We start from the raw sequence: 23,058 nt of genomic DNA, 5'->3' as shown, positions 1-23,058 counted from the left end.
GCCCTGATCGCGGGAGGTGTCAGCCCTCCAGCTCGTGTGCGTACGGCGGTTCCGCCCCGGCCCGGGAGCAGGTGATCGCCGCCGCACGGGCCGCGAAGCCCAGCAGCCCCGTCCAGCCGTCCGGCCCCAGCGCGGCCGTCGCGTGAGCGCTGAGCGCGTCGCGTGCCGCGAGCCCGTGCAGCAGCGCGGCGTTCACCGTGTCGCCCGCGCCGATCGTGTCCACGACCCGGACCCGCTCGCCCGGCACCGAGTACTCGCCGCCATCAGCGGTGAAGGCGGTCAGCCCGTCGCCGCCCCGGGTGATCACGACCGCCGCCGGGCCCGCCGCCAGCCACTCCTGGGGCGTGCCGCCGAGCCACCGGGCGTCCTCCTCGGACAGCTTCAGCAGGGACACCGACGGCAGCCAGCTCTTGAACCGCGCCCGGTAGGCGTCCGCGTCCGGGATCAGTCCGGCCCTGATGTTCGGGTCCAGCGCGGTGAACACACCCTGCGCGGCCGCCGCACGCATCAGCTCCTCGTAGGCGCTCGCCCCCGGCTCCAGCACCAGCGAGCAGGTCCCGAAGGAGACGGCCCGGGTGCCGGGCGGCAGCGCGGAGGGGGCCGTGAACAGCCGGTCCGCCGTCCCGTCGACGTAGAACGAGTACGCCGCCGAGCCGTCCGTGCCGACCGTCGCGACGGCGAGGGTCGTGGGCTCGGCGCCGCGCTGCACCGACGACACGTCCACCCCGGTCTCCCGCAACCGGTCCAGCAGGGCCTCCCCGAAGGCGTCGTACGACACCCGCGAACAGAAGGCGGCCGGGGAACCGAGACGGCCCAGCGCGACCGCCGTGTTGTACGGGCCGCCGCCGAGCGCCGGCTGGAGTGCCGCCAGGGCACCCGTGCCCCGCGGTACCAGGTCGATCAGTGCCTCACCGGCGACGACGATCATGCGACGGTTCCTCTCTCGGACTGCGCGGACTGCTCGGGCTGCTCGAACCGCACGGACCGCCCCGGCTCCTCGGGGCAGCCGCACGAGGTGCGGTGGACGAAGGTGCAGGGGAGCCGCACCGTCCGGGCGGGCCGGTCCGGCTCGGCGAGACGTTCCAGGAGCACGCGTACGGCCTGGGCGCCGATGTCCCTGCTGGGCTGCGCGATCGCGGTCAGCCGGGGCGAGAACAGGTCCGCCCAGGCGAAGTCGTCGAAGCAGCACAGTGCGATGTCGCCGGGCACGGACAGGCCGTGCGCGCGCAGGGCACGCAGCGCCCCGATGGTCATGGCGTTGTTGCCGGTGACCAGCGCGGTGGGCGGCACGGCGAGGGACAGCAGGGCGGCGGTGGCCCCTTCGGCACCGGCCGACTCCGAGTCGCCGTGCACCAGGAGCCGTTCGTCCCAGGGGAGTCCGCCGAACGCGAGGCCGGTCCGGTAGCCGGTGATCCGTTCGCTCGTGGTGCTGAGGCCTGGTCGCCCCGCCACCAGCCCGATCCGCCGGTGACCGAGACCGGCGAGGTGGGTGACCAGCCGGGACGTCGGTTCGGCGTTGTCGGCGCAGACCTGGTCGAAACGCGGTCCGCCGTCCGCGGCGTCCACCAGCCGGTCGAGGAACACGGCCGGTACGTCGTGCCGCCCCAGGTAGGCGAGCAGCCCGCGCGGATCCGCGGAGGGCGCGACGATCATGCCGTCCACCCGGCGCTCGTGCAGCAGCTGGACGACCTTGCGCTCGTGCTCCGGGTCGTCGTGCGGATCGGCGATCAGGAGGCTGTAGCCATGCTCCAGGGCACTGGCCTCGACGCCTTGGAGGATCTCCGTGAAGTACGGGTTGCTGATCGCCGACACCGCCAGTCCGATGGACCGGGTACGGGCGGTCACCAGGGAACGGGCCAGCGTGTTCGTCGTGTAGCCGAGCTCCTCCACGGCGTCGAGGACCGCCTGGCGGGTGTGCGGCAGCACCGGCCGGGTGCCGTTCAGGACGTGCGAGACGGTCGCCACGGAGACACCGGCGCTCCGAGCGACGTCGGCCATGGTCACCATGCTGCTCCCGCCTCGTCTGTCAGGTTCCGGGGGAACGTATCGCATCCGAAGGCAGACGTAAACGCTTACGCAAGCGTTTACGTCGAGCCGGGAGGGAACGGGGCAGAGGACAGAAGAGAGAGGGCGGCGAACCACGGCCGCCCTCGGTGCCGCTACTCCCAGTCCCAGCCGATACCCAGGAACCCGGTGCGCACCCGCGGCTCGACCAGGTGCACCGACCGGTGCCGTCCGCTCAGTGCCAGGTCCTGGCAGCCGGTGCGCGGGGCCGCCGCCGAGTGCTGGGTGAAACGGTGACAGCGGGCCGGGAGGGCCGCCGCGTCGAAGCACACCTGGAGGGCGTACTGGCCGCCGGGGCAGTCGAAGCCGCGGAGGTACTCGTGTGACACACCCGCCGTGCCGTCCTCGACGCCGTAGCGGAACAGGAACGTGTCGCCGGCCCGCAGCCGGGTGTCGAAGAGCAGCTCGGCCGCGAGCACACCCGTGTCACGGTGCCAACGGACACGTCCCGTACGGCAGTTCTCCAGCGCGTGCACCCTCATGCGCTCCGGTGCGGCTCCCCGGTCGCCGTGGTGGACGGCCACGAAGCGGTCGACGCCGTCCCGGTGGGCGCGCACGATGTGGTGCGACTCCCGTTCGGCCAGTTCGCGCCGTGCCCCGATCCGCAGCCGCTCGTGGTGCCCGAGGGTGTGCAGACCGCCGTCCGGCACGCAGTCCAGCTCGGCCAGCAGCTGGTCCAGGACTCCGGAGGCTTCGACGAGGGAGCGGTAGGAGCGGGCCGCGGAGCGCTGCCCGGACGGGCCTTCGCCGGAGTCGGCGAGCAGCCGGATCAGCGATTCCTCGGGAAGGTCGAGGATCTCTTCCAGCGCGCGCACGGCCCGCAGGGACTCGGGGCGCTGCGGCCGCCTGGCCCCCTGCTGCCAGTAACTCAGGCTGGTGACGCCGACCTTCACCCCGTGACGGGACAGATGGTGCTGCACGCGTTGCAGCGGCAGCCCGCGGGCGGCGATCGCGGCACGCAGGGCGACGTGGAAGGGGCCGCCGCGCAGAACCGAGTCCAGTTCCGCGGTGGCGACGTCCGCGTGCTGTGGGGCGTGCGGCATGCAGGGGCCTCTCTGTGAGTCGGCGACGGCTGGTCAGACCGTTCGCGCGGGCCGCCCGGGACCGTCCCGCCGGCGCAGGGGGGTCTTCACATCCGTACGCCGTCGTTCAGGGGTCCCGAGTTCCTCCGCATTGAAGCGTGTTGACCTGGTCCCGACAACACCTGATGCCGGACAGTGATGTACTCCCGGCCGGGCCCGTCCGGACATGCGACCGCCCGGGGCGCGTGGCGCCCCGGGCGGTCTCCGCTGACGGCGAGCCGGGCCTCCGCCGAGACGGCGCCCGTCTACGAGCGGTCGCTCGCGGCCCGTTCCTCGACGGCCAGGCGCTTGGCCCGCACTATGTCGGGGTCGCGCGGGTCGAGGGCGTCGTGCAGCGCGAACGGTTCGTCCGCGTACCGGCGGGCACGGACGGCCCGCCGGGATTTCTCGATCCGCATCCGCTTCATCTGCGCAGCCCTCCGACCCGTGGCCCGCCCGTTTCGCATGGAAACGGCCGGTCCGCACCGACAACCTGTGCCTGCACCGACACGGTCTCCGTCCGCCGGACGTCGCCGTGTCCCCGTGGGAAGCCTGCATTCCCGCTCCCGGCGCGCCGTAACCCCGGGCGGGGCATGCCGTTGGAAACTGCCCCTCGCCGAGGCCGTGGTCGTGTCCGGGCGTCCCGTCGGACTGTCGGTGCTCGCCAGTAGGGTGTGAGACATGGCCGACCCCTCCAGCTACCGCCCCAAACCGGGTGAGATCCCCGACTCGCCGGGGGTCTACAGGTTCCGTGACGAGCACCGCCGGGTGATCTACGTCGGAAAGGCGAAAAGCCTGCGCCAGCGCCTGGCGAACTACTTCCAGGACCTGGCGGGCCTGCACCCGCGCACCCGCTCCATGGTGACCACGGCCGCGTCCGTGGAGTGGACGGTGGTGTCCACGGAGGTCGAGGCGCTCCAGCTGGAGTACTCCTGGATCAAGGAGTACGACCCCCGGTTCAACGTCAAGTACCGCGACGACAAGAGCTACCCGTACCTCGCGGTGACGATGAACGAGGACTACCCGCGCGTGCAGGTGATGCGCGGTCACAAGAAGAAGGGCGTCCGCTACTTCGGGCCGTACGCGCACGCGTGGGCGATCCGCGACACCGTCGACCTGCTGCTGCGCGTCTTCCCCGTGCGCACGTGCTCGGCCGGCGTCTTCAAGAACGCCGCCCGTACGGGCCGCCCCTGCCTGCTCGGTTACATCGGCAAGTGCTCGGCCCCGTGCGTGGACCGGGTCTCCGCCGAGGAGCACCGCGAACTGGCCGACGAGTTCTGCGACTTCATGACCGGCCGTACGGCCACGTACATCCGCCGCCTTGAGAAGCAGATGGGCGAGGCGGCCGAGGAGATGGAGTACGAGCGGGCGGCCCGGCTGCGCGACGACATCGAGGCCCTGAAGAAGGCCATGGAGAAGAACGCGGTCGTGCTCGCCGACGCGACCGACGCCGACCTGATCGCGGTCGCCGAGGACGAGCTGGAGGCGGCCGTCCAGATCTTCCACGTACGCGGGGGACGCGTGCGCGGCCAGCGCGGCTGGGTCACCGACAAGGTGGAGGAGATCACCACCGGCGCCCTCGTGGAGCACGCCCTCCAGCAGCTGTACGGCGAGGAGACGGGCGACGCGGTTCCCAAGGAGGTCCTCGTCCCGGCCCTGCCCGACCCCGTGGAGCCCGTGCAGGAGTGGCTCGCGGGCCGGCGCGGCTCGGGCGTCTCCCTGCGCGTCCCCCAGCGTGGTGACAAGAAGGCCCTCATGGAGACGGTGCAGCGCAACGCCCAGCAGGCGCTCGTCCTGCACAAGACCAAGCGCGCCTCCGACCTGACCACGCGCTCGCGCGCCCTGGAGGAGATCTCCGACGCCCTCGACCTGGACAGCGCCCCGCTGCGGATCGAGTGCTACGACATCTCCCACCTCCAGGGCGACGACGTGGTGGCCTCCATGGTCGTCTTCGAGGACGGCCTGGCCCGCAAGAGCGAGTACCGCCGCTTCCAGATCAAGGGCTTCGCCGGGCAGGACGACGTCCGCTCCATGCACGAGGTGATCACCCGCCGCTTCCGCCGCTACCTCGCCGAGAAGGAGAAGACGGGCGAGTGGTCGGACGGTGAGGACGCCGAGAACGCCGAGAACGGCCAGCTCACCAGCACCAGCGCCGGCACCCTCACCGAGGACGACGGCCGCCCCAAGAAGTTCGCCTACCCGCCGCAGCTCGTCGTCGTCGACGGCGGCGCCCCCCAGGTCGCGGCCGCCCAGCGGGCCCTGGACGACCTGGGGATCGACGACATCGCCGTGTGCGGCCTCGCCAAGCGCCTGGAGGAGGTCTGGCTGCCCGGCGACGACGACCCGGTGGTCCTGCCCCGCACCAGCGAGGGCCTGTACCTGCTCCAGCGGGTCCGTGACGAGGCCCACCGCTTCGCGATCAGCTACCAGCGCACCAAGCGGTCCAAGCGCTTCCGGTCCAGCCCCCTGGACGACGTCCCCGGCCTCGGGGACACGCGCAAGCAGGCACTCCTGAAGCACTTCGGTTCGTTGAAGAAACTGCGATCCGCCACCATCGACCAGATCTGCGAGGTCCCCGGCATAGGCCGCAAGACCGCCGAGACCATCGCGGTGGCCCTCGCCCAGGCGGCCCCGGCCGCACCCGCCGTCAACATGGCGACTGGAGAGATCATGGAGGAGGAACCCGGCACCATGGGTTCCAGTGGGGAGCCCGCGACGATGGGCGCCCCGGACGAACGACGGGGGCAGGAGACATGAATGTGAACGAGCACGACGGACAAGAAGAGCAAGTCGGAGACGGAGCACAGGTGAGTACGGGCACGACCAACGACAAGGCCGGAGTCCCGGACGCGGCCATCCCCGAGCTGGTGATCATCTCCGGCATGTCCGGGGCCGGCCGTTCCACGGCCGCGAAGTGCCTGGAGGACCTCGGCTGGTTCGTCGTCGACAACCTGCCGCCCGCGCTGATCCCCACCATGGTGGAGCTCGGCGCCCGCTCCCAGGGGAACGTGGCCCGGATCGCCGTCGTCGTCGACGTCCGCGGCCGCCGGTTCTTCGACAACCTCCGCGAGTCCCTCGCCGACCTGGAGGCGAAGAACGTCACCCGCAGGATCGTCTTCCTGGAGTCCTCCGACGATGCCCTGGTGCGCCGCTTCGAGTCGGTGCGCCGCCCGCACCCCCTCCAGGGCGACGGCCGCATCGTCGACGGCATCGCCGCCGAGCGGGAGCTGCTGCGCGAGCTGCGCGGCGACGCCGACCTGGTGATCGACACCTCCAGCCTCAACGTGCACGAGCTGCGCGCCAAGATGGACGCCCAGTTCGCCGGCGAGGAGGAGCCGGAGCTGCGGGCCACGGTCATGTCCTTCGGCTACAAGTACGGGCTGCCGGTCGACGCCGACCTGGTCGTCGACTGCCGCTTCCTGCCGAACCCGCACTGGGTCCCGGAGCTGCGCCCGTACACGGGCCTCAACGAGGAGGTCTCCGGGTACGTCTTCAACCAGCCCGGCGCCAAGGAGTTCCTCGACCGGTACACCGAGCTCCTCCAGCTCGTCGCCACCGGCTACCGCCGTGAGGGCAAGCGCTACGTGACCATCGCCGTGGGCTGCACGGGCGGCAAGCACCGCTCGGTCGCCATGTCGGAGAAGCTCGCCGCCCGGCTCGCCGCCGAGGGCGTGGAGACGGTGGTCGTACACCGGGACATGGGACGCGAATGACACGACGTACTCCGCGGCTGAGCCGGCTGCGCCGGGTGGTGCCCGACGGCAGCACCGACGGAAGGGGCGGCCGGCCCGCCGAGGCCCGGGGCGGCAGACCCCGCCGCCGGGGCACCCAGCCCAAGGTCGTCGCCCTCGGCGGCGGCATGGGCCTGTCCGCGTCGCTCGCCGCCCTGCGCCGGATCACCGGCGACCTCACCGCCGTCGTCACCGTGGCCGACGACGGCGGCTCCAGCGGCCGGCTGCGCGACGAGCTGGGCGTGCTGCCGCCCGGCGACCTGCGCAAGGCACTGGCCGCGCTCTGTGGTGACGACGACTGGGGCCAGACCTGGGCGCGCGTCATCCAGCACCGCTTCCAGTCCAAGGGCGACCTGCACGAGCACGCGGTCGGCAACCTGCTGATCGTCGCCCTGTGGGAGCAGCTCGGTGACCACGTCCAGGCCCTCGACCTGGTCGGACGGCTGCTCGGCGCACAGGGCCGCGTGCTGCCCATGTCCGCCGTCCCGCTGGAGCTCCAGGCCCTGGTCAAGGGCCACGACCCGGCCCGCCCGGAGGAGGTGGACACGGTCCGCGGCCAGGCCACCGTCGCCCTCACCCCCGGCGAGGTGCAGTCCGTGCAGGTCGTGCCGCACGACCCGCCGGCCGTGCCCGAGGCGGTCCAGGCCGTCCTGGACGCGGACTGGGTGGTGCTCGGCCCCGGCTCCTGGTTCTCCTCGGTCATCCCGCATCTGCTCGTGCCCGAGCTGCTGGACGCGCTCACGCAGACCAAGGCCCGCCGGGTACTCTCCCTGAACCTCGCCCCGCAGCCCGGAGAAACAGAGGGCTTCTCCCCGCAGCGTCATTTGGAGGTTTTGGGACGACACGCCCCTAAACTCGCCCTGGACGTGGTGCTGGCCGACGAGGCCGCCGTGCCCGACCGCGACTCCCTGACCGATGCCGCCAAGCGGTTCGGGGCCGCGGTCGAGCTGGCGCCGGTGGCCCGGCCCGACGGGACCCCGAGGCATGACCCGGAGCTGTTGGCCGCCGCGTACGACCGTATTTTTCGGATGCATGGAAGGATCGGCCCATGGCGATGACGGCAGCGGTGAAGGACGAGATCTCCCGGCTCCCCGTCACCCGGACCTGCTGCAGAAAGGCGGAGGTCTCCGCCATTCTGCGGTTCGCCGGCGGCCTTCACCTGGTGAGCGGTCGGATCGTGATCGAGGCGGAGCTGGACACGGCGATGGCGGCCCGCCGCCTCAAGCGGGACATCCTGGAGATCTTCGGCCACAGCTCGGAGCTGATCGTGATGGCACCGGGCGGACTGCGCCGCGGCTCGCGCTACGTGGTGCGCGTCGTCGCGGGCGGTGACCAGCTGGCCCGCCAGACCGGCCTGGTCGACGGGCGGGGCCGCCCGATCCGCGGCCTGCCCCCGCAGGTGGTCTCGGGGGCCACCTGCGACGCCGAGGCCGCCTGGCGGGGCGCCTTCCTGGCGCACGGCTCGCTCACCGAGCCCGGCCGCTCCTCCTCCCTGGAGGTGACCTGCCCGGGCCCCGAGGCCGCGCTCGCCCTGGTCGGCGCCGCCCGCCGCCTGTCGATCGCCGCCAAGGCCCGCGAGGTGCGCGGTGTGGACCGGGTCGTCGTCCGCGACGGCGACGCGATCGGCGCCCTGCTCACCCGTCTCGGCGCCCATGAGTCGGTGCTGGCCTGGGAGGAGCGCCGGATGCGCCGCGAGGTGCGCGCCACGGCGAACCGGCTCGCCAACTTCGACGACGCCAACCTGCGCCGCTCGGCCCGCGCGGCCGTCGCCGCCGGTGCCCGTGTGCAGCGGGCGCTGGAGATCCTCGGCGAGGACGTCCCCGAGCACCTCGCAGCGGCCGGCCGGCTGCGCATGGAGCACAAGCAGGCCTCCCTGGAGGAGCTGGGCGCGCTCGCCGACCCGCCGCTGACCAAGGACGCCGTCGCCGGCCGGATCCGCCGCCTGCTGGCCATGGCCGACAAGCGCGCCTCCGACCTGGGCATCCCGGGCACGGAGGCCAACCTCTCCGAGGAACTGGCCGACAATCTCGTAGGCTGATCCCACAGTTCGTCAAGAAGCCGGTGCCGACGTCCACTTGGGTGGTCGGCACCGGCTCTTGCGTGTCGTTCCGGCACTCTTGACTCGATCATGGACTGTCATGAGCCTGGCATCTGTTCGCTGCTGTGGCGAACCCACGCTAGGGGGGTTCATGAGACGAAGAGCGAGATCGATCCTCGCTGTCGGCGCGCTCCTGATCGGCGGAGCGAGCATCGCGCCCATCGCCCAGGCACAACCGGACAGTTCACCCCCGTCCGACCCGGACGAAGTCAAGGTCTTCCGCGCCGACGTCACCCACGAGCAGGTACCCCTGCTGCTCGCGGCCGGCCAGGACGGCCACGAACTCAGCGAGCAGGTGCCCGAGAAGGGCAAGGCCACCATCGAGGTCATCCTGACCGACCAGCAGGCGAAGAAGCTGGCGAAGCAGGGCGTCGACCTCACCGAGCACGACCTCTCCGCCAAGGCGGAAGCCCGTGTCGAGGACGCCGCCGAGGGCGTGTTCCGTCCGTACAGCGGCAAGGGCGGCATCAAGGAGGAGATCCTCAGGACCGCGCAGGAGAACCCCGGCCTCACCAAGGTCGTCTCCATCGGCAAGACGGTCAGGGGCCAGGACATCCTCGCGCTGAAGCTCACCAAGGGCGCCAAGAAGACGAAGGACGGCTCCAAGCCCTCCGTCCTCTACCTGTCCAACCAGCACGCCCGAGAGTGGATCACGCCGGAGATGACCCGGCGCCTGATGCACCACTACCTGGACAACTACAAGAAGGACCGGCGCGTCAAGAAGATCGTCGACTCCACCGAACTGTGGTTCGTCATCTCGGCCAACCCCGACGGCTACGACCACACCCACGCCGGTGACGGCAACCGCCTGTGGCGCAAGAACCTGCGGGACGTCAACGGCGACGGCGTCATCGGCACCGGCGACGGCGTCGACCTCAACCGCAACTTCGCCTACAAATGGGGCTATGACGACGAGGGGTCGTCCCCCAACCCCACCAGCGAGACCTACCGCGGCGCCGGACCGGGCTCGGAGCCGGAGACCAAGGCTCTGGACGCCTTCCAGAAGCGGATCGGCTTCACGTACGGCATCAACTACCACTCCGCCGCCGAACTCATCCTCTACGGGGTCGGCTGGCAGGTGGCCACAGCCACCCCGGACGACGTCGTGTACGAGGCGCTCGCCGGTACGCCCGAGAACCCCGCGGTCCCGGGCTACCACCCGCAGGTCTCCTCCGAGCTGTACACCACCAACGGCGAGGCCGACGGCCACGCGGCGAACGTCAACGGCCTGGCGATGTTCACCCCGGAGATGTCGACCTGTCAGACGGCCTCCAATGCCGACCCGAACGACGAGTGGAAGGCGTCCGACTGCCGGTCGATCTTCACCTTCCCGGACGACGAGAAGCTGATCCAGCAGGAGTTCGCCAAGAACGTCCCGTTCGCGCTCTCCGTCGCCGAATCCGCCGCCCACCCCGACCGCCCGTCCTCGTCGGTCGGGCTGAGCGCCGCCGACTTCACCCCGGCCGGGTTCCCGGTGTCGTACTCCCGCGGCGCCGACCAGGAGGTCTCCGTCGTCGCACGCAAGTCGCTGCGCGACAAGGAGCTGAAGTACCGCGTCAACGGCGGCCGCACCGAGGACATGGCACTCAAGCCCTGGAAGGGCGGCGAGACCTACGGCGGTGAGGACAACCTCTACTTCGACGAATACCGGGCGAAGGTGAAGGACGGCGAACCGGGCGACAAGGTCGAGGTCTGGTTCACCGGGGAGACGAAGAAGGGCAAGAAGGTCTCCAGCAAGCGCTTCACCTACACCGTGGCCGAGCGGCCCAGGGCGGACACCCTCGTCGTCGCCGAGGAGGGCGCGGCCGCCACGCAGGCACAGAAGTACGTGGACGCCCTCAAGGCCAACGGACGCAAGGCGCTCGTCTGGGACGTCGCCGAGCGCGGGGCACCGGACGCCCTGGGCGTGCTGAGCCACTTCGACACCGTCGTCCACTACACGGGCGCCGGTGTCCCCGGCAATGCCACCCAGCTCCAGCTGCGCGCCTTCCTCAACGAGGGCGGCAGGCTGATCGAGGCCGGCGAGCAGGCCGGCGGCAGCGTCGACCTCGGCGGTGGCGTCCTGTCGAACGACTTCAGCCAGTACTACCTGGGCGCCTACAGCCGTACCTCGGCCGCCGGAGCCACCGGCTTCACCGGCTCCGGCGAGCTGGGCGGCTTCACGGGCCCGCTCGGCGCCGCGCCCGGCAACCCCCTGGACAAGGCGGGACGGTACGGCGTCACCTCCGACGAGCTGCCCGCCGACGAGTTCCCGCAGTTCGCGAGCAAGGGCGCCGGACAGTTCGCCGGCGCGGTCAACCCGTACGGCCCGTACGCGGGCTCCTCGATGGCCGCCGCCGTCCACACCGATGACGCCTACAAGCGCCTCACCCGCACCGTGGACCTCACCGGTGTCGACGCGGCCGACAAGCCCACCCTGCGCACCCAGCTGATGTGGGACACCGAGCCCGGCTACGACAACGTCCTGGTCGAGGCCCACACCACGGGCGCCGACGACTGGACGACCCTGCCCGAGGCGGGCGGTGCCACCAAGGCCGCCGTTCCGGCCGAGTGCGAGGGCGGCTTCTACGTCCGTGAGCACCCATGGCTGAAGCACTACCTGACCCTGTCGGACGACGGCTGCACCGCGACCGGCAGCACCGGCTCGTGGAACAGCCTCACCGGTTCCTCCGGCGGCTGGCAGCGGGTGGACTTCGACCTGAGCGCGTACGCCGGCAAGACGGTCGAGGTCTCGATCAGCTACGTCACCGACCCGGGCACCGGCGGACACGGCGTCCTCGCCGACGAAGCCTCGCTCGTCGTCGGCGGCACGGCGAAGGAGACCGAGGGCTTCGAGACCTCGCTCGGCGCCTGGAAGGCAGCCGGTCCGCCCGCGGGCAGCCCGGCCGTCCTCAAGGACTGGACCCGCACCGGGGCCCTGTTCCAGACATACGGCGCGGTGACCACGGACGACACCGTGCTGCTGGGCTTCGGCCTGGAGCACGTCGCCACCGCGGCCGACCGGGCGGCACTGATGAGGAAGGCACTCGCCTCCCTCGACGTGTGACCGCAGACGTGTGACCCCACAGGAGCTGGGAACTCTCCGTCAACAGGCACCACGCCGGGTAGCGAAATCGAGTGATCTCGCTCTCGGTGACGGGCGGTCCGTACCCCTACTGGCGGGTACGGACCGCCCTGCCGTGTATGGGGCATCTGGATGTCACCACCGCAGCCTCAGGGAGGTAGGGTCGTAGGCGGTCGGGGACATCCCAAACAGAGCTCGCCGGCTCTTCATGGCCGGCGTACCAACGAGGAGATCGGTTCGTGACGATCCGCGTAGGCATCAACGGCTTCGGCCGCATCGGTCGTAACTACTTCCGCGCGCTGCTGGAGCAGGGTGCAGACATCGAGATCGTGGCTGTCAACGACCTGGGTGACACCGCGACCACCGCTCACCTGCTGAAGTACGACACCATCCTCGGCCGCCTCAAGCAGGAGGTCTCGCACACCGAGGACACCATCACCGTCGGCGACAAGACCATCAAGGTCCTCGCCGAGCGCAACCCCGCCGACATCCCGTGGGGCGAGCTGGGCGTCGACATCGTCATCGAGTCGACCGGCATCTTCACCAAGAAGGCCGACGCCGAGAAGCACATCGCGGGCGGCGCCAAGAAGGTCCTCATCTCGGCTCCGGCCAAGGACGAGGACGTCACCATCGTGATGGGCGTCAACCAGGACAAGTACGACCCGGCGAACCACCACGTCATCTCCAACGCCTCCTGCACCACCAACTGTGTGGCGCCGATGGCGAAGGTTCTCGACGAGAACTTCGGCATCGTCAAGGGCCTGATGACCACGGTGCACGCGTACACCAACGACCAGCGCATCCTGGACTTCCCGCACAAGGACCTGCGCCGCGCCCGTGCCGCCGCCGAGAACATCATCCCGACCACCACGGGTGCCGCCAAGGCCACCGCGCTGGTCCTGCCGCAGCTCAAGGGCAAGCTGGACGGCATCGCGATGCGCGTCCCGGTCCCGACCGGCTCGGTCACCGACCTCGTCCTCGAGCTCGGCCGTGAGGTCACCAAGGAAGAGGTCAACGCCGCCTTCCAGAAGGCGGCCGAGGGCGAGCTGAAGGGCATCCTCGAGTACACCGAGGACGCGATCGTCTCCTCCGACATCGTCAACGCCCCGGCGTCCTGCACCTTCGACTCCTCCCTGACCATGGTCCAGGAGGGCAAGAACGTGAAGGTCATCGGCTGGTACGACAACGAGTGGGGCTACTCCAACCGCCTCGTCGACCTGACGGTCTTCGTCGGCAACCAGCTCTGATCGAATAGACCAGGCACCACGATGTGAGAGCAGGGCTCGGGCAGCGCACGGTCGCGCTGCCCGGGCCCTGACTCGCGTAAAGATCAGAGCTGTTCGATCACGAGCGCTTACGAGCGATCACGAGTTCTTTCAGGAGTCCCTGCATGAAGACGATCGACGAACTCCTCGCCGAAGGGGTCGCGGGCCGGCGGGTCTTCGTCCGCGCCGACCTGAACGTGCCGCTGGACGGCACCACCATCACCGACGACGGCCGCATCCGCGCCGTGCTGCCCACCGTCAAGGCCCTCGCCGACGCGGGCGCCCGCGTGGTCGTCGCCTCGCACCTGGGCCGCCCCAAGGGTGCCCCGGACCCGGCCTTCTCCCTCGCCCCGGCCGCCGCGCGCCTCGGTGAACTCCTCGGTACGGACGTGCCGTTCGCGACCGACACGGTCGGCGAGTCGGCGCGGGCCACCGTCGCCGCCCTCACCGACGGCCAGATCGCGGTCGTCGAGAACCTGCGCTTCAACGCCGGTGAGACCAGCAAGGACGACGCCGAGCGCGGCGCCTTCGCCGACCAGCTCGCCGCCCTCGCCGACCTCTACGTCGGCGACGGCTTCGGAGCCGTGCACCGCAAGCACGCCTCCGTCTACGACCTCCCGGCCCGGCTGCCGCACGCCGCCGGCTACCTCATCGCCAAGGAGGTCGCCGTCCTGAAGAAGCTGACGGACGACCTCCAGCGCCCCTACGTCGTCGCCCTCGGCGGCGCCAAGGTCTCCGACAAGCTCGCCGTGATCGACCAGCTGCTCGGCAAGGCCGACCGGATCCTCATCGGCGGCGGCATGGCCTACACCTTCCTCAAGGCCAAGGGCTACGAGATCGGCAGCTCCCTCCTCCAGGAGGACCAGGTCCCGGCCGTCCAGGAGTACCTCGAGCGGGCCGAGAAGACCGGCGTCGAGCTGGTCCTGCCCGTCGACGCCCTGGTCGCGACCGCGTTCCCGGACCTGAAGACCAAGGCCCCGGCCAACCCGACGACCGTCGCCGCGGACGCCATCCCGGCCGACCAGATGGGCCTCGACATCGGGCCCGAGACCCGCAAGCTGTACGCGTCCAAGCTCGCCGACGCCGCCACCGTCTTCTGGAACGGACCCATGGGCGTCTTCGAGCACCCCGACTACGCCGAGGGCACCAAGGCGGTCGCCCAGGCCCTCGTCGAATCCAAGGGCTTCACCGTGGTCGGCGGCGGCGACTCCGCCGCCGCCGTGCGCACCCTGGGCTTCGACGAGACGGCATTCGGCCACATCTCGACCGGTGGCGGCGCCTCCCTCGAATACCTCGAGGGCAAGACGCTCCCCGGCCTCGCCGCACTGGAGGACTGACCTAGATGAGCACGCGCACGCCGCTGATGGCCGGCAACTGGAAGATGAACCTCAACCACCTCGAGGCCATCGCCCACGTCCAGAAGCTCGCCTTCGCCCTGGCCGACAAGGACTACGAGGCCGTCGAGGTCGCCGTCCTGCCGCCCTTCACCGACCTGCGCTCCGTACAGACCCTGGTCGACGGCGACAAGCTCAAGATCAAGTACGGCGCCCAGGACATCTCGGCACACGACGGCGGTGCCTACACCGGCGAGATCTCCGGCCCCATGCTGGCCAAGCTCAAGTGCACGTTCGTCGCCATCGGCCACAGCGAGCGCCGCCAGTACCACGCCGAGACCGACGAGCTGGTGAACGCCAAGGTCAAGGCCGCCTACAAGCACGGCCTGACCCCCATCCTGTGCGTCGGCGAGGAGCTGGAGGTCCGTGAGGCGGGCAACCACGTCTCCCACACCCTCGCCCAGGTCGAGGGCGGTCTGAAGGACCTCCCCGCCGAGCAGGCCGAGACCATCGTGATCGCCTACGAGCCCGTCTGGGCCATCGGCACCGGCAAGGTCTGCGGAGCCGAGGACGCCCAGGAGGTCTGCGCGGCGATCCGCGGCAAGATCGCCGAGCTGTACTCGCAGGACCTGGCCGACAAGGTCCGCATCCAGTACGGCGGCTCCGTGAAGTCGGGCAACGTCGCCGAGATCATGGCGCAGGCCGACATCGACGGCGCCCTGGTCGGCGGCGCCTCGCTGGACGCCGACGAATTCGTCAAGATCGTGCGCTTCCGCGACCAGTGAGTATGCGCTAACGGCGATCCGTCGTACCCTTGCGGGGTCCAGCACTGTGCTGGGCCCCGCGTCGTCCATCCGAATCCGAGGAAGTTGGTCCAGCCGTGGTTTTGGGGTTCTCGATCGCCCTGATCGTCTTCAGCCTGCTGATGATGCTGCTGGTGCTGATGCACAAGGGCAAGGGCGGCGGTCTCTCCGACATGTTCGGTGGCGGCATGCAGTCCTCCGTCGGCGGCTCCTCGGTCGCCGAACGCAACCTCGACCGGATCACCGTCGTGGTCGGTCTGCTCTGGTTCGCGTGCATCATCGTGCTCGGCATCCTGATGAAGGTGAACAACTGACCGGCCCGCATCACGCACGCAATACGTACGCACGCAATACGTACGTAAGGCCCCATGTTCGGTACGCGCGGCAAAGCGCGGCCTATCATGGGGCTTGCGTCTAGGTGTGAGGGTTGTAACTCCAATCACTGGACGCGCGTTGGGCCTTACGTAGACTGAGGCGCTCGCAGCGAAGCGGAACGCCGACTCGCTTCGCGGCACCATCACGCAGGGAGTTACGACCGTGGCAAGTGGCAACGCGATCCGGGGAAGCCGGGTCGGGGCGGGGCCGATGGGCGAGGCCGAGCGCGGCGAGTCCGCGCCGCGGCTGCGCATCTCCTTCTGGTGCTCCAACGGACACGAGACCCAGCCGAGCTTCGCCAGCGACGCGCAGGTGCCCGAAACCTGGGACTGTCCCCGCTGCGGATTTCCGGCCGGCCAGGACCGGGACAACCCGCCGGACCCGCCGCGCACCGAGCCCTACAAGACGCACCTGGCGTACGTGCGGGAGCGGCGCAGCGACGCGGACGGCGAGGCGATCCTCGCCGAGGCGCTCGCCAAACTGCGGGGCGAGATCTAGGACTTGAGACCGGCCGGGCACCAGCAGGTGCCCGGCCGGAGCTGCTTTCCGCAGCCGACGGCCGGCCGCCGGCGGACCGATTGTCAGTGGTGCCCTCTACGGTTTGTGCATCGGGCGAACCGTGAGGGGGGACAGTGGTGACGGTCGAGGTGGGCAGCATGCGCGCGCCCGCGTGGCGCGGGAGCTTCGGACGGCTGTGGAGCGCAGCCGTGCTGTCCAGTTTCGGCGACGCGCTGCGTACGGCCGCGCTGCCCCTGCTCGCCGTCACGCTGACCGACGAGCCGCTGCTCATCGCCTCCGTCACGGCCTGCGGCTACCTGCCGTGGATCGTCTTCGGGCTGCTCGGCGGGGCCGTCGCCGACCGCGTGGACCAGCGGCGCGCCATGTGGATGGTGGACGCCTTACGGGGGCTGCTGGTCGCCGCCTTCGCGGCGGCCGTCGCCCTCGGTCATGCCTCGATCGGCCTGCTCATCGTGCTGGCCTTCGCACTGACCACCCTCCAGACCCTCTTCGACAACGCCGCCACGGCCCTGCTGCCCGCCCTGGTCGACCGGGACGCCCTCGGCAGCGCCAACGCTCGGCTGCTGACCGGCCAGCGCATCGCGGGCGGCCTGCTGGGCGGGCCCGTCGTCCCGCTGCTGCTGGCCGCCGGGGCCGCCGTGCCCTTCGCGGCCGACGCCGCGACCTTCCTGGTGGCCGCCGCGCTGGTGGCCTCACTGCCGGCCGCCGAGCCCGACCACGAACCGCGAAGGTCGGGCAGCACCCTGCGCCGCGAGATCGCGGAAGGGCTGCGCACCCTGTGGCGCGACCGCGCCCTGCGCGGCCTGTGCGCCGCCACCGCCCTGTGCAACATCGGCATGGGCACCCAGCTCGCCATGCTGGTCGTCCTCGTCACCGACTGGCTGGACGCGGGCCCCGCGGGATACGCGGCGGCGGGCGCGGCCTTCACGCTGGGCGGCCTGGCCGGGGGAGTGGTGAACGGCCGGCTGGTCGCGCGTCTCGGCCGGCTGCGGTCCGTGCTGCTCGCCGGCTCGGTGCAGACCGCCGCCCTCGTCGTGATGGGCAGCGTGCGCAGCCTGACCGTGCTGGTGGGCGCGCTGGCTGTCTTCGGGCTCATGGGCATGGTGTGGAACGTCAACACCACGACACTCATGCAGGAGCGCAGCCCCGCCGGGCTCCTGGGCCGGGTCAACTCGGCCTTCCGGACCCTGGCCTTCGCCGGCGTGCCCCTCGGCGCCCTGCTGGGCGGGGCCGTCGCCACCGCCTGGGGGCCGAACACCCCGCCCCTGCTCACGGCCGCCTTCTTCGTTCTCTCCGTCACCGCACTGATACCCGCGCTCAAGGCGAACGTAGTTGTTGTCGAGCCGGTCGACGGCGCCACGACAGCCGATGTCACGCGCTGATCAATTAGGTTGGGACCGGCAGCGGGGCAAGGTACGCAGGCAGGACAGGAAAGAAGGCTGAAGCCCGAGATGAACGCAGACGGCCGTACCAGGCTCAACCAGACGTCCGAGTGGACGGCACTGGCCAAGCACCGCGAGGAGCTGGGCGACGTCCAGCTGCGCGAGCTGTTCGCCGCCGACTCCGGCCGCGGCACCGCGTACACCCTCCGGGTCGGCGACCTGTACGTCGACTACTCCAAGCACCTCGTCACCGACGACACCCTGCGGCTGCTGCACGAACTGGCCGCCGCCACCGACGTGTTCGGACTGCGGGACGCCATGTTCCGCGGCGAGAAGATCAACACCACGGAGAACCGGGCCGTGCTGCACACCGCGCTGCGCGCCCCGCGAGACGCGGTGATCGAGGTCGACGGTGAGAACGTGGTGCCGGCAGTGCACGCGGTCCTCGACAAGATGGCCGACTTCGCGAACCGGGTGCGCTCCGGGGAGTGGACGGGGCACACCGGCAAGCGGATCCGTAACGTCGTCAACGTCGGCATCGGCGGCTCGGACCTGGGCCCCGCGATGGCGTACGAGGTGCTGCGCGCCTTCACGGACCGTTCGCTGACCGTGCGTTTCGTGTCGAACGTGGACGGCGCCGACCTGCACGAGGCGGTGCGGGATCTGGATCCGGCCGAGACGCTGTTCGTCATCGCCTCCAAGACCTTCACCACCATCGAGACGGTCACCAACGCCACGTCCGCGCGTGGCTGGCTGCTGGACGCGCTCGGTGACGAGGCCGCCGTCGCCAAGCACTTCGTCGCCCTGTCGACGAACGCCGAGAAGGTCGCCGAGTTCGGTATCGACACGGCCAACATGTTCGAGTTCTGGGACTGGGTCGGCGGCCGCTACTCGTACGACTCCGCGATCGGCCTGGCCTTGATGATCGCCATCGGCCCGGACAACTTCCGGGAGATGCTCGAAGGCTTCCGGATCGTCGACGAGCACTTCCGGACGGCGCCCGCCGAGTCCAACGTGCCGCTGCTGCTCGGCCTGCTGGGCATCTGGTACGGCAACTTCCACGACGCCCAGTCGCACGCGGTGCTGCCCTACAGCCACTACCTGTCCAAGTTCACCGCCTACCTCCAGCAGCTCGACATGGAGTCCAACGGCAAGTACGTCGGCCGGGACGGGCGTGAGGTGGAGTGGCAGACCGGGCCGGTGGTGTGGGGCACGCCGGGCACGAACGGGCAGCACGCCTACTACCAGCTCATCCACCAGGGCACGAAGCTGATTCCGGCGGACTTCATCGGCTTCGCGCGGCCGGTCGGGGAGCTGGGCGACCGGCTCAAGGCGCAGCACGACCTGCTGATGGCCAACTTCTTCGCCCAGACGCAGGCGCTCGCCTTCGGCAAGACCCCCGAGGAGGTACGGGCCGAGGGCGTGCCGGAGGAGCTGGTGCCGCACAAGACGTTCAAGGGCAACCACCCGACGACCACCATCCTGGCGCCCGAGCTGACGCCGTCCGTGCTCGGCCAACTGGTCGCCCTCTACGAGCACAAGGTGTTCGTGCAGGGCGCGGTGTGGAACATCGACTCCTTCGACCAGTGGGGCGTGGAGCTGGGCAAGGTCCTCGCCAAGCGCGTCGAGCCCGCGCTGACCGAGGGCGCCGAGGTCGAGGGCCTGGACGCGTCCACCAAGGCCCTGGTCGCCACGTACCGGGAGTTGCGCGGCCGGCAGTGACGAGCGGCCGGGCGGTGATTGCGAGCACCGCCCGGCGGCGTACCCTCCGCTTCCCGTAGACTCCCGGACGATCATCACGGCGAGTGCTCGGGGGAGCGCGAAGTGGCACGCACACGCGGGAGTTGGACAGGCGGCACGCTGACGGTCCGGTCCGTCCTGAAGCCCCAGGACGCGGCCCGGGCGGTGTTCCACCCCGCGTGGATACCGCAGCCGCTCGATCCGTCCGTGGAGCGGCTCAAGAGGTTCCGGGTCATCGCCGGGGCGGTCGCGTCCCTCGGGGTCTACACCTTCATCGAGGGCGGCTTCGACTTCACGGAGCTGCTGGAGAACGCGATGACGGCCTCCGTCGTCCTGCTCTTCCTCACGCCGCTGACGGTCGGGGTGATGCTCTGGGTCTGGCGGCGCGGCGGCACGGTCCGGCAGCTGCGGGTGCCGCTGCTCAACTCCCTTCTGCTGCTCCTGCTGTTCGTCGGGTGCGTGGCCGCCCTGCTGTTGCTGGTCCAGACGGTGAACGGCTCGGCGAACCCCGTCGTGATCATCGGGGTCGGCATGACGATGATGTGGATGCTCGTCTTCACGGCCTACGGCGCGGTGCGGGTCTCCGGCAACTTCTTCGGCACAGCCGCCACGCACCGCTGCCTGCCGCCGCTGCTCGCCATGGTGACCAGCTGGCTGGTGGCCGTCCCGGACCTCGCCACCGGTGATCTGCACGGGCTGAGCCTCACCCTGGGCATTGTCTTCATCCTGGGTGCTCCGGTGACGGTCACCGCCATCGCGCTGCTGGAGATGGGGCGGCTCAAGCGGCGGTACGGGATCCGGCTGAAGGCCCATCCGGCGACTCTGGCACCGGCGCCCGCACCCGGGCCGGTCCCGCCGGTGCCTCCGGGGATGCCTCCGGCGGGATCGCCGTACCTGCCGCCGCAGGGGAACCCGTACGGCCATCCCTACGCGCCGGGCGGGCAGCACCCGTACGCCCCGCATCCGCATCCGCCGTACAGCCCGCAGCACCCCTACGGGGGCTGACCCCCGCAGCGGCCAGGACGTCAGGCGACCGCGCTCAGTGTGTCCGCCAGCCTGCGGCGGGCCGCGCGGGCCGCGGGTACAGCGGCCAGTGCGGCCGCGCAGAGTACCGCCGCCGCTCCGAGCAGCAGCATCAGCGGGGCGGACGGGCCCTGGGCGATCCCGGCGCCGATGCCGCTCGATCTGCCCTGGGCGTCGATCAGCCAGTGGGCGAGCGGCAGGCCCAGGGCGGTGGCGGCGAGTACGGCCGCCAGTGCCGTGCAGGCGGTGGCCGTGACCGTGATGGCCGTGATCTGCCGGGGGGACAGGCCGATGGCCTTCAGTGCGAGCAGGTCCCGTTCGCCCTCGCGGACGGTGCCGCCGATCGCGGTCAGCAGCTCGATGAGTCCGATGAGGGCGAGGACGGCGATCAGCCCGGCGACGACGGCGCGCAGTGGGGAGAGCCCGTCGGCGGGGTTGGTCACGGTGTGCACGTCCAGGTGTCCGCGCCCGGCCGTGGCCAGCCGGTCGGCGACCTCTCCCGGGTCGGCACCGGGTTCCAGGCGCAGCTCGTAGAGGGTCGGGCGGAGCCCGGGGTCGTTCGCGCGGAGGGTGTCGAGGGACGTGGAGATGACCCGGCCGGCGTTCTCCGGCTCGATGCTGCGGCCGACGATGTGCAGGATCTGCGGCTGGTCGCCGACGGTCATCCGCACCCAGTCGCCGACACGCACGTCCAGCAGGTCGAGCAGTCCCTGCCCGGCCACGGCCTCGTCGGCGCCGCGGGCGGGGCGGCCCTCGGCGAGGGTGTACGGGTAGGGGTCCTGGTCGGTGCCGAGCCCGCGCAGGGCGATGGTCGCCGTCTGGCCCGGGACCAGGGCGGCCGTCTCGACGCCGGGGTAGGCGGCGGCCACCTCCGGGTCGCGTTCCAGGAGGGCGCGGGTCTGCCGCTCGGTCAGACCGGCGTCGGCGCGGACGCTCAGGGCGGTCGGCAGGCCGATCTGTTCGGGCGTGCTGTGGAAGCGGTCGATGGTGGTCCACGCGCTCATCGCCACGACGATCAGCAGCAGCGGCAGGGTGAGGCGGGCGACGGTGCCGAGGGACCGGGGGCGGCGCGTGAACGCCTTGTGCCAGCCCAGCACCAGCGCGGGCGGAACCCGCGCGCCGAGGGCGCGGCGCGCCAGGTCGGAGAGCTGCCCGGTCCGGGGAGCCGCGGGCCGCAGCCCGAGGGCCCGGCGCAGGCCGGCGACCAGTCGGCTGCCAGGTGGTGCCGCTGCGGGGTGTGGGTTGGTGGCTCGGGGTGTTGTCGCGGTCGGCTGCCGGTCAGGTGTGGTCGCTGTGGGGTGTGGTCGGGGGGCCCGGCTCGTCGTCCCGGTCGGCTGCCGTTCCGGTGCAGCCGTCGCGGGGCCCGGTCCAAAGGACCGGCCCGTGCTCGCCCCGGTCAGCCGTCCGCCGAGCGCCGCCGCGGGGCGCTGCACCGGCACCGGCGGCACCCGGCCCGCTCGCCAGGCGGCCAGCCCGGTGGTCGCGCCGATGAACAGCACCGCGCCCACCGGAATCACGAACAGCGCCACGGTGTGCCCGGGCAACCCCTGCCACACGCCGACCGCATCCCCGAGCCGTCCCGGGATCCGGCTGCCCAGGGCCTCGGCCAGCGCGGCGGCGGCCACGGCACCCAGGAGCGCGTAGGCGAGGTGCTGGAGCAGGAAGATGCGGACCACCTGGCCGGGGGTGAAGCCGATCGCCTTCAGCACGGAGAGGTCTCTCAGGTGGCCGCGGATACGCGTGGCGATCGCCCCGTGCACGGCGAGCCCGGCGGCGACCAGCGCACCCAGCCCGAACAGGCCCAGCACCTGGCCGAGGAGCCGGTTGTCGCCCTGGGCCTCGGCCCGGGCCTGCTGCCAGGTGGACACCTCCCCGATCGCCCCGGCGCCCAGTACGGTCACGGCACGCTGGACGACGTAGGACGTGTCACCGGGGTCCGTCAGCCGCAGCCCGATCACCTGCCCGCCGGGATCCGGCACGGCCGACGGCAGCGCCCACACCAGCCCCGGCTGCTCGCCGGGCCGGTAGCGGGGCTCGGCGCTGTCGGCGAGGCCCACCACGGTCAGTTCGCGGGCGGTGCCGGGCACGGTGAGGGTGTCGCCGGGCTCGGCCAGCAGCGCGCGGGCGAGGCGGCTCTCCAGGACCACACCGCTCGGGGTCGCGGGGTCCAGCCAGTGGCCGGAGACGACCGGCGGGCGGCCGACGGACGGGCGTTCCGGAGTGGCGCGCAGCTCCACGGCGGCGCGGCTGCCGCGCGAGGCGACGGTGGTGGCGGCGGTGGGGTACGGGCCGGCGACGGAGTCGACGCCGTCCAGCTCGGCCAGCTTCCCGGCGTCGGCCGCGGTGTCGGTGTGCAGCCACACATGCGCTCCGTGCGACTGTGTGAACACGCGCTGCCAGGGGTTGGTGGCGTACCCGAAGAGGGCCGTCGCCAGGAGCAGGGAGGCGACGATGCCCGCCGTGGCGAGGACCAGGAACAGCGCCTCACCGCGGTGCGTGCGCAGATCGGAGTGCGCCCAGCGCAGGGTGGCTCGCACGGGCCTCAGCCTCTCGGCCCGGGCGCCGGGCAGCCGTCGTACAGCCGCATGTCAGTCCTTCA

General features: G+C 71.3%; 18 protein-coding genes. 13 read left to right on the top strand and 5 right to left on the bottom strand.

Annotated features, from left to right (window positions below):
• Positions 1–19: 19 nt before the first annotated feature.
• From ACH4G3_RS26795 to ACH4G3_RS26780, 4 genes are all read right to left on the bottom strand, one after another.
• The gene (locus tag ACH4G3_RS26795) at positions 20–928 is read right to left on the bottom strand and encodes a carbohydrate kinase family protein (protein ID WP_397626901.1); all 909 of its coding nucleotides are present in this window, start codon (positions 926–928) and stop codon (positions 20–22) included.
• On the bottom strand, positions 925–2,007 hold the full coding sequence (locus ACH4G3_RS26790; protein WP_397626900.1) for a LacI family DNA-binding transcriptional regulator: 1,083 nt from the start codon (positions 2,005–2,007) through the stop codon (positions 925–927). The genes ACH4G3_RS26795 and ACH4G3_RS26790 overlap by 4 nt, the downstream gene beginning before the upstream one ends.
• 152 nt (positions 2,008–2,159) lie before the next feature.
• Positions 2,160–3,107, bottom strand: coding sequence for a hypothetical protein (locus ACH4G3_RS26785; protein ID WP_397626899.1), 948 nt, complete (start codon positions 3,105–3,107; stop codon positions 2,160–2,162).
• A gap of 284 nt (positions 3,108–3,391) precedes the next feature.
• Positions 3,392–3,544 carry a hypothetical protein gene (locus tag ACH4G3_RS26780; protein ID WP_397626898.1) on the bottom strand — a complete coding sequence of 51 codons (153 nt, stop codon included), beginning with the start codon at positions 3,542–3,544 and terminating at the stop codon, positions 3,392–3,394.
• Positions 3,545–3,806: 262 nt separating this feature from the next.
• Here ACH4G3_RS26780 and uvrC point away from each other — a divergent pair, with 262 nt between their 5' ends.
• From uvrC to ACH4G3_RS26715, 13 genes are all read left to right on the top strand, one after another.
• Complete coding sequence (gene uvrC, locus ACH4G3_RS26775) at positions 3,807–5,882, top strand: excinuclease ABC subunit UvrC (protein ID WP_397626897.1); 2,076 nt, start codon at positions 3,807–3,809, stop codon at positions 5,880–5,882.
• The gene (rapZ, locus tag ACH4G3_RS26770; RefSeq protein WP_397626896.1) at positions 5,879–6,838 is read left to right on the top strand and encodes an RNase adapter RapZ; all 960 of its coding nucleotides are present in this window, start codon (positions 5,879–5,881) and stop codon (positions 6,836–6,838) included. The genes uvrC and rapZ overlap by 4 nt, the downstream gene beginning before the upstream one ends.
• Positions 6,835–7,914, top strand: a complete 1,080-nt coding sequence (locus ACH4G3_RS26765) for a gluconeogenesis factor YvcK family protein (protein WP_397626895.1) — start codon at positions 6,835–6,837, stop codon at positions 7,912–7,914. The genes rapZ and ACH4G3_RS26765 overlap by 4 nt, the downstream gene beginning before the upstream one ends.
• A complete protein-coding gene (gene whiA, locus ACH4G3_RS26760; RefSeq protein ID WP_010039680.1) occupies positions 7,905–8,894 on the top strand; it encodes a DNA-binding protein WhiA in 990 nt (329 codons plus the stop codon). The genes ACH4G3_RS26765 and whiA overlap by 10 nt, the downstream gene beginning before the upstream one ends.
• 151 nt (positions 8,895–9,045) lie before the next feature.
• The gene (locus tag ACH4G3_RS26755) at positions 9,046–12,000 is read left to right on the top strand and encodes a M14 family metallopeptidase (protein ID WP_397626894.1); all 2,955 of its coding nucleotides are present in this window, start codon (positions 9,046–9,048) and stop codon (positions 11,998–12,000) included.
• A 257-nt stretch (positions 12,001–12,257) separates the two neighbouring features.
• Positions 12,258–13,265 carry a type I glyceraldehyde-3-phosphate dehydrogenase gene (gene gap, locus ACH4G3_RS26750; protein WP_397626893.1) on the top strand — a complete coding sequence of 336 codons (1,008 nt, stop codon included), beginning with the start codon at positions 12,258–12,260 and terminating at the stop codon, positions 13,263–13,265.
• A 143-nt stretch (positions 13,266–13,408) separates the two neighbouring features.
• A complete protein-coding gene (locus tag ACH4G3_RS26745) occupies positions 13,409–14,620 on the top strand; it encodes a phosphoglycerate kinase (protein ID WP_397626892.1) in 1,212 nt (403 codons plus the stop codon).
• A 5-nt stretch (positions 14,621–14,625) separates the two neighbouring features.
• Positions 14,626–15,402 (top strand): triose-phosphate isomerase, encoded by a 777-nt coding sequence (gene tpiA, locus ACH4G3_RS26740; RefSeq protein WP_397626891.1) that lies wholly within the window; start codon positions 14,626–14,628, stop codon positions 15,400–15,402.
• A 95-nt stretch (positions 15,403–15,497) separates the two neighbouring features.
• A complete protein-coding gene (gene secG, locus ACH4G3_RS26735) occupies positions 15,498–15,734 on the top strand; it encodes a preprotein translocase subunit SecG (protein WP_208641567.1) in 237 nt (78 codons plus the stop codon).
• 223 nt (positions 15,735–15,957) lie between these two features.
• Positions 15,958–16,293, top strand: coding sequence for an RNA polymerase-binding protein RbpA (locus tag ACH4G3_RS26730; RefSeq protein ID WP_003976875.1), 336 nt, complete (start codon positions 15,958–15,960; stop codon positions 16,291–16,293).
• Between the two features lie 158 nt (positions 16,294–16,451).
• The gene (locus ACH4G3_RS26725) at positions 16,452–17,696 is read left to right on the top strand and encodes an MFS transporter (protein WP_397626890.1); all 1,245 of its coding nucleotides are present in this window, start codon (positions 16,452–16,454) and stop codon (positions 17,694–17,696) included.
• Between the two features lie 69 nt (positions 17,697–17,765).
• Positions 17,766–19,418: a glucose-6-phosphate isomerase gene (pgi, locus tag ACH4G3_RS26720; RefSeq protein ID WP_397626889.1), complete on the top strand. Its 1,653-nt coding sequence runs from the start codon at positions 17,766–17,768 to the stop codon at positions 19,416–19,418.
• 102 nt (positions 19,419–19,520) lie between these two features.
• Positions 19,521–20,441, top strand: a complete 921-nt coding sequence (locus tag ACH4G3_RS26715; RefSeq protein WP_397626888.1) for a hypothetical protein — start codon at positions 19,521–19,523, stop codon at positions 20,439–20,441.
• 20 nt (positions 20,442–20,461) lie between these two features.
• Here ACH4G3_RS26715 and ACH4G3_RS26710 read toward each other — a convergent pair whose 3' ends face one another.
• The gene (locus ACH4G3_RS26710) at positions 20,462–22,996 is read right to left on the bottom strand and encodes an ABC transporter permease (protein ID WP_397626887.1); all 2,535 of its coding nucleotides are present in this window, start codon (positions 22,994–22,996) and stop codon (positions 20,462–20,464) included.
• Between the last annotated feature and the right edge of the window lie 62 nt (positions 22,997–23,058).

The organism is Streptomyces afghaniensis (genome assembly GCF_044327915.1).
In the GTDB taxonomy this organism is placed as follows: domain Bacteria; phylum Actinomycetota; class Actinomycetes; order Streptomycetales; family Streptomycetaceae; genus Streptomyces; species Streptomyces afghaniensis.
This window is presented reverse-complemented; position numbering and strand designations above follow the sequence as displayed.